Source organism: Zooshikella harenae, from assembly GCF_018837975.1.
Lineage (GTDB): Bacteria > Pseudomonadota > Gammaproteobacteria > Pseudomonadales > Zooshikellaceae > Zooshikella > Zooshikella harenae.
Window position 1 is genome coordinate 1 of the sequence record NZ_JAGSOY010000062.1, and the last position, 15356, is coordinate 15356.

Annotated in this window: 10 protein-coding genes; 8 read left to right on the forward strand and 2 right to left on the reverse strand. The window is 42.5% G+C overall.

Annotation, left to right across the window (positions count from 1 at the left end; translation table 11 throughout):
- Nucleotides 1–409: 409 nt before the first annotated feature.
- From KCG35_RS18800 to KCG35_RS26970, 7 genes are all read left to right on the forward strand, one after another.
- Nucleotides 410–1279, forward strand: coding sequence for a universal stress protein (locus tag KCG35_RS18800; RefSeq protein ID WP_215821387.1), 870 nt, complete (start codon nucleotides 410–412; stop codon nucleotides 1277–1279).
- A 413-nt stretch (nucleotides 1280–1692) separates the two neighbouring features.
- Entirely contained in the window at nucleotides 1693–4275 is a 2583-nt protein-coding gene (acnB, locus tag KCG35_RS18805) for a bifunctional aconitate hydratase 2/2-methylisocitrate dehydratase (protein WP_215821421.1), read from the forward strand.
- Between the two features lie 429 nt (nucleotides 4276–4704).
- Nucleotides 4705–7476, forward strand: a complete 2772-nt coding sequence (malT, locus tag KCG35_RS18810) for an HTH-type transcriptional regulator MalT (protein WP_215821389.1) — start codon at nucleotides 4705–4707, stop codon at nucleotides 7474–7476.
- A 125-nt stretch (nucleotides 7477–7601) separates the two neighbouring features.
- Nucleotides 7602–9233 (forward strand): alpha-glucosidase, encoded by a 1632-nt coding sequence (locus KCG35_RS18815; protein ID WP_215821391.1) that lies wholly within the window; start codon nucleotides 7602–7604, stop codon nucleotides 9231–9233.
- A gap of 19 nt (nucleotides 9234–9252) precedes the next feature.
- Nucleotides 9253–10368 carry a maltose/maltodextrin ABC transporter ATP-binding protein MalK gene (malK, locus tag KCG35_RS18820; RefSeq protein ID WP_215821393.1) on the forward strand — a complete coding sequence of 372 codons (1116 nt, stop codon included), beginning with the start codon at nucleotides 9253–9255 and terminating at the stop codon, nucleotides 10366–10368.
- A 244-nt stretch (nucleotides 10369–10612) separates the two neighbouring features.
- Nucleotides 10613–10813, forward strand: a complete 201-nt coding sequence (locus KCG35_RS18825; RefSeq protein WP_215821395.1) for a hypothetical protein — start codon at nucleotides 10613–10615, stop codon at nucleotides 10811–10813.
- 690 nt (nucleotides 10814–11503) lie between these two features.
- Complete coding sequence (locus tag KCG35_RS26970) at nucleotides 11504–13318, forward strand: AAA family ATPase (protein ID WP_215821397.1); 1815 nt, start codon at nucleotides 11504–11506, stop codon at nucleotides 13316–13318.
- A 3-nt stretch (nucleotides 13319–13321) separates the two neighbouring features.
- Here KCG35_RS26970 and KCG35_RS18835 read toward each other — a convergent pair whose 3' ends face one another.
- On the reverse strand, nucleotides 13322–14170 hold the full coding sequence (locus KCG35_RS18835; protein WP_215821399.1) for a class I SAM-dependent methyltransferase: 849 nt from the start codon (nucleotides 14168–14170) through the stop codon (nucleotides 13322–13324).
- A gap of 766 nt (nucleotides 14171–14936) precedes the next feature.
- Nucleotides 14937–15119, reverse strand: coding sequence for a hypothetical protein (locus KCG35_RS18840; protein WP_215821401.1), 183 nt, complete (start codon nucleotides 15117–15119; stop codon nucleotides 14937–14939).
- A gap of 1 nt (nucleotide 15120) precedes the next feature.
- Between KCG35_RS18840 and KCG35_RS18845 the strand changes: the two genes are divergently transcribed.
- Nucleotides 15121–15339 carry an Lpp/OprI family alanine-zipper lipoprotein gene (locus KCG35_RS18845; RefSeq protein ID WP_215821402.1) on the forward strand — a complete coding sequence of 73 codons (219 nt, stop codon included), beginning with the start codon at nucleotides 15121–15123 and terminating at the stop codon, nucleotides 15337–15339.
- Nucleotides 15340–15356 lie beyond the last annotated feature (17 nt).

Here is a 15356-nt window from a genome sequence, read left to right on the forward strand (position 1 = left end):
AACTCAGAGCAAACCGAAGGTAGTAATACACCGCTTGCAGTACAACACATTTGGGAAAGTTGCCATTTGGGAAAGTGACACCCTTTGAAGCGTTGATCATAACTCATAGTGACTACAAAATAACCATAGCGTTAGTAGGAACGGGAAAGGCTATCACGAGAGGTGAAAGTTTGCGACACAACCTAAAAAAGTCTTTGTGCGTAAGCTTGACACGCATCAAACAGTTGTTTGAAAACTAATCTTAGACTACATTTATCCTACTCTTGTCGAGTATTAAACCGTCATCAAATGGCTGTTAACCTCTATGCGCTAAATTGAACATTCAATAATACGCATAAATCTAGGGCAACCATCTCGTTGTGAGTAACAACGGTCTAACCCCGAATGCTCATGAATAGGGAAAAGCACCATGCAAGCAATACGTAAACTGCTGGTAGTTGTTGATACCCGCAAGCCTGAACATACTGCACTTAACCGTGCCTGTGCGATTGCACATGTGACAGGCTCCCAACTTCATATCCTTTGTTGTAATCCACATCCTGATGAAGAAACCCATGCTGTACTCAGTGACTGGTGTGAGCCAATTCGAGCGCAAGGACTATCGGTTACGAAGCATATTCATTGGTATCACAGTCTTCATGAAACAATTATCAAGGTCCAGCAAGCCGAGCAGTGTGAGCTGGTCATTAAAGATGCGCGAGAAGAAAGTGAGCTGAGTAAAGTTGTTTTTACACCCAGCGATTGGAAATTACTGCGACAGTGTCCAGCGGGCATATTATTAGTCAAGAATGATAAGCCTTGGGAAAATGGTAATATTTTAGCGGCAGTCGATGCTGATCCAAACGATGGTGACCATCAAATATTAAATGATGTCATTATCAGCCATGCTCGGGATATTGCAGGACTAGCTGATGGTGAATGTCACCTGGCTTCAGCACACCCTGCACCTATGCTGTCATCACCTGATCCGGTCTATCAATTACAAGATGCTTTACAGAAAAAGTATTTGGAAGTCTGTTTAGGATTTGCTGAAAAATATCATATCCCTGCAGACCATATTCATGTCGAAGAAGGCCCGGCTTCAAGCTATATTCCCCATATTGCCAAAAAGCTAGATGCACCTCTCGTCGTCATTGGTACTGTGGCACGTAGTGGGCTGAAAGGGGCTATTATTGGTAATACTGCAGAGCAAATTATTGATAGCCTGGACGCTGATATTCTCACACTGAAGCCAACGCATGTGATGGAAACATTGGAAGCAGCACTAAGCCATAAATAAACATAGAGCAAGTTATATAGATAGAACATGTAAAGCTATACGTTTCTTCACTAAATATGCCGTGTTTTTAATTATGCCTACAATAAAGGTATAATTAAAAACACGGCATATTTTAAACCTACCATTAATTGGCCCACTGCAACTGGCTTATAACAATACGACAGTTTGTAACATTTTTTTCATGAATAATGGGAATTAATGAGGTAAGTCACCGACTTACTTAACAATTTTCCCTTAGTTCGTTATACTTTCGTAACCAAGTGGGGTTCCTAAATTGCTATTTATTTACCTGCCAAATACCCCATAAGCGCTTGCGAGTTCAAGCCCTAAAGGCCCACCTAATTCTCTGATGAGCATCATCACCAGCGCGAGATAATAACCCGGCAGGAAGCACACTGATGAGGGTAAGAATCGTGTTAGAAGCCTATCGCAAACATGTTGAAGAACGCACCGCAGAAGGCATTCCCCCAAAACCACTTAATGCAGAACAAACAGCAGGCTTAGTCGAACTGCTCAAGTCTCCCCCTGCTGGCGAAGAAGAGTATCTGCTTGAACTCTTAGTTGAGCGTATTCCGCCTGGAGTTGATGAGGCGGCCTACGTTAAAGCGGCTTTTTTATCTGCCATCGTAAAAGGTGAAGCAAACTCACCGCTTATCTCCAAAGAGCAAGCCACAAAATTACTTGGCACTATGCTGGGTGGCTATAATATCGCGACCTTGATTGAACTGTTGGATAACGATCAGCTGGCTAGCCTTGCCGCTGATGAGCTATCTCATACATTACTGATGTTTGATGCATTTCATGATGTGGCTGAAAAAGCAGATGCGGGTAATGACCATGCTAAACGCATTATGGAATCCTGGGCTAATGCTGAATGGTTCACAGCTCGAAAAGAGTTACCAGAAAAAATCACCTTAACTGTTTTTAAAGTCACTGATGAAACCAACACCGATGACTTATCTCCAGCACCTGATGCTTGGTCTCGCCCTGATATCCCACTACATGCCAAAGCTATGTATAAAATGCCTCGTGAAGGCATCACTAACGCCGCAGAGCAAATTGCTGAATTAAAAGAGAAAGGTCACCCTGTTGCCTTTGTGGGTGATGTAGTAGGAACAGGCTCATCTCGTAAATCAGCCACTAACTCAGTGCTTTGGTATATTGGCGATGATATCCCTCATGTTCCTAATAAGCGTGCAGGTGGCGTTGTCCTGGGTGGAAAAATTGCACCTATCTTCTTCAATACGATGGAAGACGCTGGCGCTTTACCCATCGAGTGTGATGTCAGTAGCCTTAACATGGGCGATATTATTGATATCTACCCTTATGAAGGGGTTATCAAAGCCCATGGTACTGATAATGTACTGGCCGAATTCAAATTGAAGAACGATGTCATTCTGGATGAAGTACGTGCTGGTGGCCGAATCCCCTTGATTATCGGTCGAGGCCTTACTGACCGTGCCCGGGAGACACTTGGACTAGAACCATCAAAAGTTTTCAGACGCCCTGTCGTACCTCAAAGCTCAACAAAAGGCTTTACCCTGGCTCAAAAAATGGTGGGGCAAGCCTGTGGGGTTGAAGGCGTTCGACCAGGTCAATACTGTGAACCTAAAATGACCACTGTTGGCTCACAAGATACTACCGGCCCCATGACCCGTGATGAGCTTAAAGACCTGGCATGTCTGGGCTTCTCTGCCGATTTAGTGATGCAGTCTTTCTGTCATACTGCTGCTTATCCAAAACCGGTGGATATCGAAACCCAACACACCCTGCCTGACTTTATTCGTAACCGTGCTGGTGTTTCATTACAACCTGGAGATGGCATCATCCACTCCTGGCTAAACCGAATGTTACTGCCAGATACTGTTGGTACCGGTGGTGACTCACATACTCGCTTCCCCATTGGTATTTCATTCCCCGCCGGTTCAGGCCTGGTAGCCTTTGCCGCTGCAACTGGGGTGATGCCGCTGGATATGCCAGAATCTGTACTGGTGAGGTTTAAAGGTGAAATGCAACCTGGCATTACCTTACGTGACCTGGTCAATGCGATTCCTTATGCAGCTATTCAACAAGGTCTGCTCACTGTTGCCAAAACCAATAAAAAGAATATCTTCTCTGGACGGATTTTGGAGATAGAAGGCTTACCTCACCTGAAAGCAGAGCAAGCTTTTGAACTATCGGATGCTTCAGCAGAACGTTCCGCCGCAGGTTGTACCATCAAGCTTGATAAAGAACCTATTATTGAATACCTCACCTCTAACATAACACTGTTACGTTGGATGATCAGTGAAGGCTATGGTGATGCCCGTACTCTGGAGCGCCGTGCCCAAGCGATGGAAGCCTGGCTGGCGAATCCGCAGCTGATGAATGCTGATCAAGATGCAGAGTATGCCGCTGTTATTGAAATTGATCTCAATGAGGTCAAAGAGCCTTTACTGGCTTGCCCTAATGATCCCGATGACATCAAGCCACTGTCTGAAGTTGCGGGTGATAAGATTGATGAGGTCTTTATTGGCTCTTGTATGACTAACATTGGCCATTACCGGGCAGCGGGCCGTTTGCTTGATCAGCTTTCTTCACCTATTGCCACACGGCTATGGATCGCCCCGCCAACGAAAATGGATGAGCATCAATTAATGGAAGAAGGCTTCTACAATGTGTATGGCCGTGCGGGTGCACGTACTGAAATGCCTGGCTGTTCATTGTGTATGGGTAACCAAGCACGGGTTGCAGCAGGGGCAACAGTAGTTTCTACCTCTACTCGTAACTTCCCCAACCGGTTGGGCGATGGTGCCAATGTGTATCTTGCCAGTGCTGAGTTAGCAGCCGTAGCATCAATTGTAGGTAAGCTACCTACAGTTGATGAGTATATGACCTACGCTAAAAACATTAACAGCATGGCCAGTGATATCTACCGCTATATGAACTTCAATGAAATTGAGTCATTCCAAAAAGCGGCCAATCAAATCATAGCTACAGATGCAGCAACCTCTTAACATCGCTACTGAGGTCAGTTGTATCGACAAAAACCCGCTATTGCGGGTTTTTGTCTTTTGTTATTGAGGGCCTGTTAACACTATTTGAATATCACTGTTATGACCCTTCGGGCCGTGATTATTTTTCCACCTAACGGTGTTACAAGTCATTTATGTAGAATGACTACACGACATTCCTCGTGCCTTGCTAGGCGAAAAAATAGTCTACGGCAGTGGTTATTCAAATAGTGTTAACAGGCCCTAACTAATATTACAACCTTGCACCAGTACCTTTGGCTTGGTACTGTTGGTTCGCAATCTGCTAATCAACAGACCGCAGATCGCTGGTAAACCAGGGGCAAAAATAATAATACATATACCCAAACTTAGGGGTATAAATACGCCAATAAAGAAAAACAACTAAACAAAAGCAGTTTACAGGCAGTGACTATGGCATCTGCGCATTTAGCCAAAACAGTGGAGTCTGGCTCAGGCCAACTGGTACTCATCCCATCCAAGATATCAGTACCCAACCGACCTTCAAAACTCACCCATCGACCCCGCTTAGCGAACAGACTGGCAGACTACTCAACTCACCAACTTACCTTGATTCACGGCCCTGCAGGCTATGGCAAAACCTCCCTGAGCTTAGACTGGATCAGCCAGCTCGACCATCCTGTTGCGTGGTTCAGTATCGACCCAGCAGACAATGAACCCGTCCGTTTTATCGCTTATCTCACCGCTAGCATTCAGCAAGCAACACGGTGTTGCCCCCAGTCACTTGAGCAAGTACTTACTGCTAACCCCATTCACTTAGAGAGCCATATTTCACAGTTACTTATGGAGTTGGCCAATACCCAAACGCCCGTATTATTAGTACTTGATGATTACCACTCGATTGAAAATGAAGCAATTCATCAAAGTATTCGCTTTTTAATTAAACATAAGCCTGAGTTTTTACATATTGCAATCAACTCTCGTAGCTTACCGCCACTGGGTCTCGCTAATTTGAGGCTTCATGATCAATTGTTAGAAATAGCCCCAGAACAACTTGCATTTGATACAGATGATGCTCGTCAGTTTTTTGCAGATCGCTTGCCTTTTTCACTGACATCGACTCATCTCACCCCCCTATTGCAACAAATTGAAGGCTGGCCTGCGGTTTTACAGCTAATAGCCCTGCTATCAACACCCGATATAGATAGTTTTGAATCCTGGTCCAACGAAGTGGTTAAAGGGCATACTTATTTACTTGATTATCTGGCTGAAGAGGTTTTGACCCAGGTTTCACCTGAAGTAAAACAATTTCTGTACTTCAGTAGTGTGCTTGACAGTATGAATGACTATTTAGTGAAAACAGTCACAGGGGTCGAGAATGGCCAAGCCATGCTGGAACAAGTAGAACAACTAGGTCTATTTATTACCCCGCTTGACTGTCAGCGTCACTGGTATCGCTATCACCCCTTATTTTCAACATTTCTTCGTCATCAATTAAGTAAACACTATCCTGGTCAAACCCAAGAATTGCATCAGCGTGCCTGTGCTGGCTGGCAACAGTTAGGATATATTCATGAAGCCCTCACTCATGCCATTGCAGGAGAAAGCCATAGTGCACTCGCCAACATCCTGCTTAAACATGGTTGGTCTTTTTATCAGCAAGGCCAGTGTCGTATTCTTCAACAAGCCTTAAACAGCATTCCCTCTGCACAATTGGCTACAAATGCAGAACTCACCATGTTAGCGGCCTGGGTTGCCCAGAACCTCTACCAGTATGATGAGGTTGAAAATTTACTGGTACAAGCAGAACAGCAGCTACCTCAACAAATGCCACAAGCCCAGTGGCAGGAAATACAATGCGAATTCAACACCATTCGCGCCCAACTGGCGATGAATTTAGGACAAATTAAAGAAGCACAAATGCTTGCCCAGGATGCATTGGCTAATTTACCAGAAGAGCGACGACGCATCCGAACCGTAGCGTTGTCTGTATTAGGCGAAGCCAGCTTCTGTCAGGGACAATTGACCAAAGCACAACAAATGATGGAAGAAGCGGAACAACTCGCCCGGCTAAGGGGAGCCAGTCAAATTGCGTTATGGACGCAGTGCCAGCAGTCTGAAATTGCCATGGCACAGGGTTATCTGCAAAAAGCCTTTAATATTCAAGACAAGGCCTTACAATTTGCTACGGAGCATCAGGTTAATCATTTACCGATCATGGAGTTTATCCACCGCGTACGGGCTCAGGTTTTATTTGAATGGCATCATTTAGATGGCGCAGAAAAAAATAGCCTAATGGGTATCGATATTTTGCGTCCCCAAGGTGAGCACTGGTTTTTACAGTGCTATGCCCTACTGGCAAAAATTGCATTACTTCGTGGAAAACATACGGTTTGTGCTGACTATATACAAAAACTACAACAGTTAATGCAAGGTGATGATTATCACAGTGACTGGATGGCAAATGCCCATGCCACACTGCTCGCCTATTGGCAAGCCACTCAGGATGTGTCGGCTATTGAGCGCTGGCAACAAACAGCCCCACCACTATCACCTGCCACTAACCACTTTTACCAATGTCATACACGAAACCGTGCTCGCGCAGCAATCTATCTTAACCACCCTGCTAAAGCTATTGATATACTCACCTCACTACAACAGCAAGCGGTAAAATACCGCCTTATTACTGACCAAAACCGCAACCATATTTGCTTTGCGCAGGCATACTGGTCAAAGGATGAGCGGCAATTAGCCTTAGAACACCTGGAGCAAGCGCTGCAGCTGGCATCTACAACAGGCTTTATCAGTAGTTTTTTAATGATGGGTAAATTGCTCATTGTTATGTTGAAGGCCCTTAAACAGGACTACCCTCTGGCAGAAAATGAACTTCAACGAGCGGATCGCCTGATTAAACTTGCCCAGCAGCAACGTAGTTTAAGCAAATCAATTACTATCACACTGGATGAAACATTAATTGGCGATATTCTGCAGCAAGCCGATATCCCTGAGTTAATAAAGTCCACCCCCTTAACCAAACGTGAGTGGCAGGTATTAAGCCTGATTCACAGTGGTTTAAGTAATGAACAAATTGCTGGACACCTGGAAGTAGCACCCAGTACCATCAAAACCCATATTCGTAGCCTTTACCAAAAGCTCAATGTTAACCACCGGCATGAAGCCATTGACCTAGCCAATAAAATGCTAAGAACCATTCAAGGGGATTAAACAAGGGGGACTACGCCCTTCACCTACGCCTATAAATTAAATCCCGGGGGAGGATGTTTTTGTTACCTTGATTCTTGATGATAAGGATATCTGTTAATTAATTTGGGATGAGCAAGGTAATTACAATGCGGAAGCATAATCAGGAATGGTGGCGTGGAGCCGTTATTTATCAGGTTTATCCACGCAGCTTTATGGATTCCAATCAGGATGGTATTGGTGACTTGCCTGGCATCACTGCCAAAATACCCTATATTGCCAGCCTAAATGTTGATGCTATTTGGCTGTCGCCGTTTTTTACCTCTCCAATGAAAGACTTTGGGTATGATGTCAGCAATTATCGCGATGTTGATCCTATTTTTGGCACCTTAGATAATTTTGATCAACTGATTGCAGCAGCCCATCAACACAATCTAAAAGTCATTATTGATCAAGTACTTAGTCATACATCAGACCAACATCCTTGGTTTAAAGAAAGTCGTAGCAGTAAAACAAACAGCAAAGCAGACTGGTATGTTTGGGCTGACCCTAAAGCTGATGGCTCCCCGCCTAATAACTGGTTATCTATTTTTGGTGGTTCAGCTTGGACGTGGGATAGCCGACGCCGGCAGTATTATCTGCACAATTTTCTAAGCAGTCAGCCAGACTTAAACTTTCATAACCCAAACGTCGTACAACAATTGCTGAATGATGTGGAGTTTTGGCTGAAACGAGGTGTTGATGGTTTTCGCCTGGATACCGCTAACTTTTACTTTCATGATGATAAACTGCGAGACAACCCACCCAGCAAAAAAATTGTGGATGGCAGCATTGGTGTTCGCCCAGATAACCCTTATGGCTATCAACAACATATTTACGATAAAACACGCCCTGAAAATCTTGAATTTTTACAAAAACTGCGTGCCCTGTTGGATCGTTATCCTGAAACGACAACCGTAGGTGAAATTGGTTGCGATCACTCATTAAAAACCATGGCGATGTACACGTCTCAGGGCAACAAACTCCATATGGCCTACTCCTTTGATTTGCTTACAGAACAAAGTAGTGCCGATTTTCTACAAACAACCATGGAAAATATGGAAGCTGCACTGGGCGATGGCTGGCCCTGCTGGTCCTTAGGTAATCATGATGTTGCTCGGGTTTTAAGTCGTTGGGGTAAAACAGAAGTAACGCCAGCACACGCAAAAGCCTATATGCACTTCCTCCTCACCCAGCGTGGCAGTATCTGTGTTTATCAAGGTGAAGAGTTAGGCCTTACTGAAGCAGAACTTGCCTTTGAAGAGTTACAAGATCCATACGGGATCACTTTCTGGCCAGAGTTTAAGGGACGTGACGGATGTCGTACACCTATGCCCTGGCAACATGATCAGCATAATGCTGGCTTTTCCGAGGTAAAACCCTGGCTACCAGTACCTCAAGAGCATTATCAGCACAGTGTTGACCAACAACAAACACAAACTGACTCCATTCTGAATGCCTATCGAGACTTCCTCGCTTGGCGAAAAACACAACCCGCTCTGGTAACAGGAAGTATTGATTATCTCACTGCACCAGAAGGAGTACTGTTGTATCAGCGCAGTCATGAAAACCAACAGCTGCTGGTGGCTATCAACTTAAATCAACAAGCAGTGACAATACCCTTAGCTAAAGTCACTGATGCTCATGTCGAAGTTCTACCAGCACCTCACTGCCTAGGTCAGCTTCAACATAACACACTTGAATTAGGTGCGTTTGAAACGCTCATCATGATGCTGAATTAATCGACAGTAGGAGTATAAAATGGCCAGTGTCAAGCTGTGCAATGTTTATAAACGCTATGGTGCAGCAGAAATCTCCAAAGATATTAATTTGGATATCCAAAGCGGGGAATTTGTGGTGTTTGTAGGCCCTTCTGGTTGTGGTAAATCAACCCTGTTGCGGATGATTGCCGGCCTGGAAGATATCAGTGAAGGAGATTTATTCATTGATGACACACGGGTGAATGATGTTCCCCCAAAAGACCGCTCTGTGGGTATGGTATTCCAATCTTATGCACTCTATCCCCATATGACCGTTGCAGAGAATATGGCATTTGGCCTCAAATTAGCAAAAGTCAATAAATCAACCATTAAGCAGCGTGTAGAAACTGCGGCTGATACCTTACAACTGTCCTCTTTACTCGAACGAAAACCCAAGGATCTATCAGGAGGTCAACGACAACGGGTAGCTATAGGACGTACTATCGTTCGTGAACCCAAAGTGTTGTTATTTGATGAGCCACTATCCAACTTAGATGCAGGGCTACGAGTTCAGATGCGGATTGAGATTGCCAAGCTCCATAAGCGTCTGCAGGCCACCATGATTTATGTCACGCATGACCAAGTTGAAGCTATGACGTTAGCGGATAAAATCGTTGTGTTAGATGCTGGGTTTGTTTCTCAAATAGGCCGCCCACTTGAACTTTACCATTATCCAGCCAATCAATTTGTGGCTGGTTTTATTGGTAGCCCACAAATGAATTTTTTTCCCTGCGCCATAGAACAAGTTCATCCAACCGCGGTGACAGCCCGACTTACCAATGGACGCCCCATTACGCTTGAGGTGGATGGCTCACAACTACAGCCAGACGAAACAGCAACTCTGGGCATTCGTCCAGAACATTTTGCTTTACCACATAATGCCAATGTCACTATAGATGGTTATGTTAATGTGGTTGAGCGGTTAGGTGATCACACACTGATATATGCAGATATGCCCGGCCTGTCAGACAATATTACGATTCGCGCTGATGGTAATACTAAAGTGTACGAAGGTGAAACGTACACCATTGGATTAGACGTCTCACGTTGTCATTTATTTCGAGCGGATGGCACAGCCTGTCGTCGATTAGTAAAAGAGCCAAGCCTTAATTTCTAGCCCCTCAACCAATGCCACTACCCTGTTTAATACTATTCTATTTGCACTCGATAATAAGACAGGGTAGTGTTTCCCCCTAGACACGCCTAGTGTATTTGTCGTATTTTTTTACAGTATAATTTTTATTTGAGTTATTATTCTAATATTTAACGCTACAATAATACCAAAATCAGTCAGATAGCCAATCTGGTACCACACATGCATAGTGTTCAGGGCCTTAGTAATGAACGGCTTGGAGATATTCATGGACTTGAAAGAAACACTAAAAGCCATGCGATTTAAATTATATCGTATGGACATGGCGTCTCAGCAGGATAACACATCAGAACTGAGTGGCGCGGAGCTGGTAGAAATATACGGTATCAGCCGATTTGAAACCTCCTGCACAATGCTTCAAGAAACCATCACCAAAAGCGATACGCTCTATTTCGTACGGGTTACCTAGTAAAGGTTAATTAACACGACGCTAACATCAAGCAGTAATTTTTTATTATTTATACCCTTCACTGTAAGTATAATTATTTTATCTATTTAGACTAAAGTCGTATTGACAAAAAATTACTTTACCTACTAATGACTGTATTTTTAAGATACCAGTCTAATAAATCTATCTTGGATTTTTATTAATCACCAACAGAGTAACTGTTAATCAACACTTTGTTTAAAAAAATCAGTAATGAGTCTCAAATCTGATTTGCAAATAACCATCTAAAACAACTAAAGTACCACCTTTACCCATTTTGTATACAAATGAGTTATACGATTTATTTATAGATTGAAAATGGTCATTAACACCTTACCATTTTTTTATGAGAGAATACGTAAAACTACTTAAATTCGATCTGCCAATTTTAGCTAGCATATAACTCACCTGTCGTCCAACCGCTTAGTTATCAGTAGCAAAATGTGCTTGGCTGTCACGATAGCAAAGCACATTTACTGCTATAGCACAGCTTAGTTAGTCAACTATTTCCAATTAAATTAAAATCCTGCAACCATCATGCAAATAACGTAAATTTCTGTTACCCATATCCAAAGCAAAAATTTTTTAGGGCGGGTTTGTTATTTACACGCGCTACTGAGTGCAATGTTACAATGGTTTGAGCTTTACTCTTTCTTACCTTAGGAGTTAAATGTGGAACACCCCCAGTTGATTGCGCTGCAAGAAAGCACTATCACTGCATACTACCAGCATGTTTATGGTACATTGACAGAATTTAACTATTCAATGTTGGATACACAGGAACGCCCATCCACCACTCCCATATGGCCTTACACCACTACGTCAGGCAACGCCATCCAACAACGTAAAGTAAAACTTATTCAGTGCATCACCAACATTACCCCTCACAATCCATTAGCCAGTGAAAAACAGCATCATGTCATCAGCTGTTTACAACGAGGACTGGCTATTGCAACAGCTCTTGTTGAACAATTTAGTACGGTTACCAAGCTTAAGCAATTACAAGAAGAAAATATACAAAGCCTACTACCTCCCGAAAAGCGTAATGAATTAACGACACTACATAGTCAAGCATCATACGTTGCCCTGCACTGTTTAGCCCATTATCTATTGCATCAACTTGCTTCTTCCAAATACGACTTTGAACAACGTTTACCTTCAATCAAACAACTGAAGCTTAATTCTCCACTGGATTCGGTAAAACATTTTTTGGCTTATTTAGCAGAAGTTATTAATTCCTATGCTAAAACAGATCAGTGCTTAACCGATGTTGTTGTGCAAGCAAGTAAGATATTAATTGGTACGCTGAGTACATTGTGTCCTACTCAAACACAAAACAACCCATTTTTTCATACTCATTACCATGTAGCGAAGGAAGATTTCTCCTGGACAATTTTTTTACCACCTCATCAGGCTTATCGTAAAAAATTACTACCTGTTAATTTTAAACAGTCTCACGAAGTTTTTGGTAATTTTATGGCTAAACAAGAAATCCAAAAACTGGCAAAAATACTCGTTTGTTATGACTTTAAACGGCAATTAAATCCATTTATAGCATTAGGTGGTGTACATTTTAACTTTATGCTTTCAGGAATACCTGGCTCAGGTAAAACAACTTTAATTCAATTTCTGGCAGGGTTGGTTAAGCATTATTGTGAAGTAGCAAACTACCCTTTTTATTTTGAGAATCTCGATATTAACTGCCTTCATCCTTACCAAGGACAATCTGCCGCCAATGCCAATCAATTTATTCAAAATGTACTCAATCCTTATACTATTGCCATTGGCTGTATAGACCAGGCAGATTTTTTAACCGGAAAACAAAGCCCTCATCAAACTGCACCAGGCCAACACGAAATTACCACAGCACTACTGGATACTCTTTGTGGCATCAGAGCCCATTCTAAAGGAAATTGTGTTTTTGCTTTAGTTTCCAACAACCCAGATAACCTCAACCCACAACTTAAACAATGTATCTCAACGCACCTGGAAACAGATAAGGTACAAAGCTCAGCCGACCTAACAAAATTACTTAATCATTCTCTGGGTGATATAGTGACAAAAGGCGAGGACACAAGACTAAACCCACGTTATCCATCCAGTAACGAGGACAAAAAAGAACAATCAAGTGCAGACTTAAAGCTCAGCGACCAACTACAAATGCTTTACCAAGAAACCATTACAGAAATTGGAGAGCTAAACACACTGAGCCAGTTTGGTTATTACTTGCACAAAATTCAGCAAACTTATCCGCAGTTTACGTATCGTATTATCAAGCAGATTATTGATGCGGTTAAAGCCTCTTGTTTTGATATTGCTCTACCCGATGAGTGGTTTGAAAACCCACTACTTTTTCTCCACAAACCTTATGAAGAAAAAGTCAATATGCTTGCTGAACTCAGGCGCCCATTTGATGCAAGCATACTATTACAAATAACCCACAGCTATGCTGAACGTATTTTAAAGCTGACATCCACCTCTGATTAACAACTAATATGTTCTGCGTTCTGAGTGTAACGTTTCTTTTGCAGGTTCATACTGAGCCGCTTCCACAGCATTTGGCTTTTGGGCAACAGCATAAATACATCGCATAGGAATTGCGATGCCCTCTCCTTGACGAGCATAAATCGATAAAGCATTGTCCGTCACCTGCTCAATAAACAATGCATGTTGATCTTCTGGCAGCCATTCATGGAGGGGTAATAACGCAAGGAGAAACCGTGAAAAATAATCTAGACTGGTATTAAAGGGAAACCAGGTTCGATCTTCTAATACAGAAACGGTTAAACCTTGATATTGACACAGCATTTGTAAACAACGTCGGTCTGCACTGGGAGGCATTGCTGTCAACGCAACAGATAACCCTTCCCAACGAGGATCTCCCATCAGTTGTTTAATCGGAAGATAAATAGCTTCGTTATAAGGCCAGTGCACAATAAAACACTGCCCTCCTGGTTTTAAAACACGTTCTATTTCAGCAAAAGCCTTATCCAAATCACCGACCCAGTGAAGTATGCTACACACTAATACCCAGTCTACTGATTGACTTTTGACTTCATGCAAATTTGTCACATCGGCTACGGCAAAACGTATATCTGAAGCATCATAGTTTTGTTTTGCATGACTAATCATATCTGTTGACCGGTCTACTGCTTGGACATAGCTTAACTCAAACTGCTGTACAACTTTGTTAATTAAGCTACCGTCTCCACAACCAATATCCAATACATGGTCATTTTGACTAAGATTACAGTAACGATGTAACCCTAAAAGGGCAGACTCGTGTTGTAACTGGTTGACCTGCCTATATTCTTCCGGATTCCAGCGTAATTTGGCCATGATTCCCCTATATAATCCTTACTCGTTATAGTTATTATTTGTTGTATACCCTTTGGGAATCAATTTTATACCCCTAGGATACAAGGGGTTTATTATCTGCGTTCTTGACTACCAAGGATACCAAACTACCCACTAAAAATCCTTCACTGTGGGTATATATTCTCGTGGCTGCTTTGCACACGAACTGAAGTAGTTCACATGAATCAACAAATATTACTCTAAATACATCGCATGTGGTAAAAACTACAATGTAAAAATATAGTCCAACGTTAGTAGCCAATGATAATATGTGTTGCTTGTTTTGAAAAAGGAAAACGAACCAGTCAGCTCAATACCATGTTGGTCTGTAAATAAAACACACTATGCCGTAGGGAGATACAAATAGATTATTTATTAATCAGATGTAAACCCTATTGATAGGCAAGACCTAGAAATACAACACATGCGGCGACTTGGAAAAACAAACGACTCTCTCGTATAATTCCACTTAACCAAAATTCATGCTTTATATGAAGTAGAAGCACTACTTGCAGTTTGTTAAAGTGCATAAGATAATTGATGCAATATTTATTCGTACAATTAGACAACAAGTCGTTACAAACCGATAAAGGCAAAATAACACACTTGTAATACAATAATCATGGAATAAATTTTATAGTACTTATATCTAATGCCCAAAACTTTTGTCTGTTGGATCACAGCAGATTTTTTTGTGCCTGATATTATATTTAAGTCTTACAGCGTTTGTGAGACAGTTCAATCAGTCCTATACTGGCTGATAATAAAAAAGTAGTCCATACTCTAGCTTGGACATCGGCTTGCCCTTGAGACCTTTGGTCTGTAAGCCTTTGGGGGCATCTGGCCTGGCAGGTTTAATCAGTACAACCTGACCAGTTATTTTAACCCTCTTCAAATGAAGCTTTGCAACACAAACTGATAAGGAGTTCATAATGACTGCTAAACTCGTTAAGTTAGGTGTCGTCGCTGCTGCGTTAACTATTATGGCTGGTTGTGCTACTAACAGTCGTGTTGATGCGCTGGAGCAAGACATTAATGAAGTAAAGGATCGCCTCAGCCGCGTTGAGCAAACTGCTGCTAGCGCTGATGCAAAAGCCGATCAAATCATGGAGAAGCTAGATCGCATGAGTGGCCATCAGTACATGAAATAATTTATGATACTGATGTG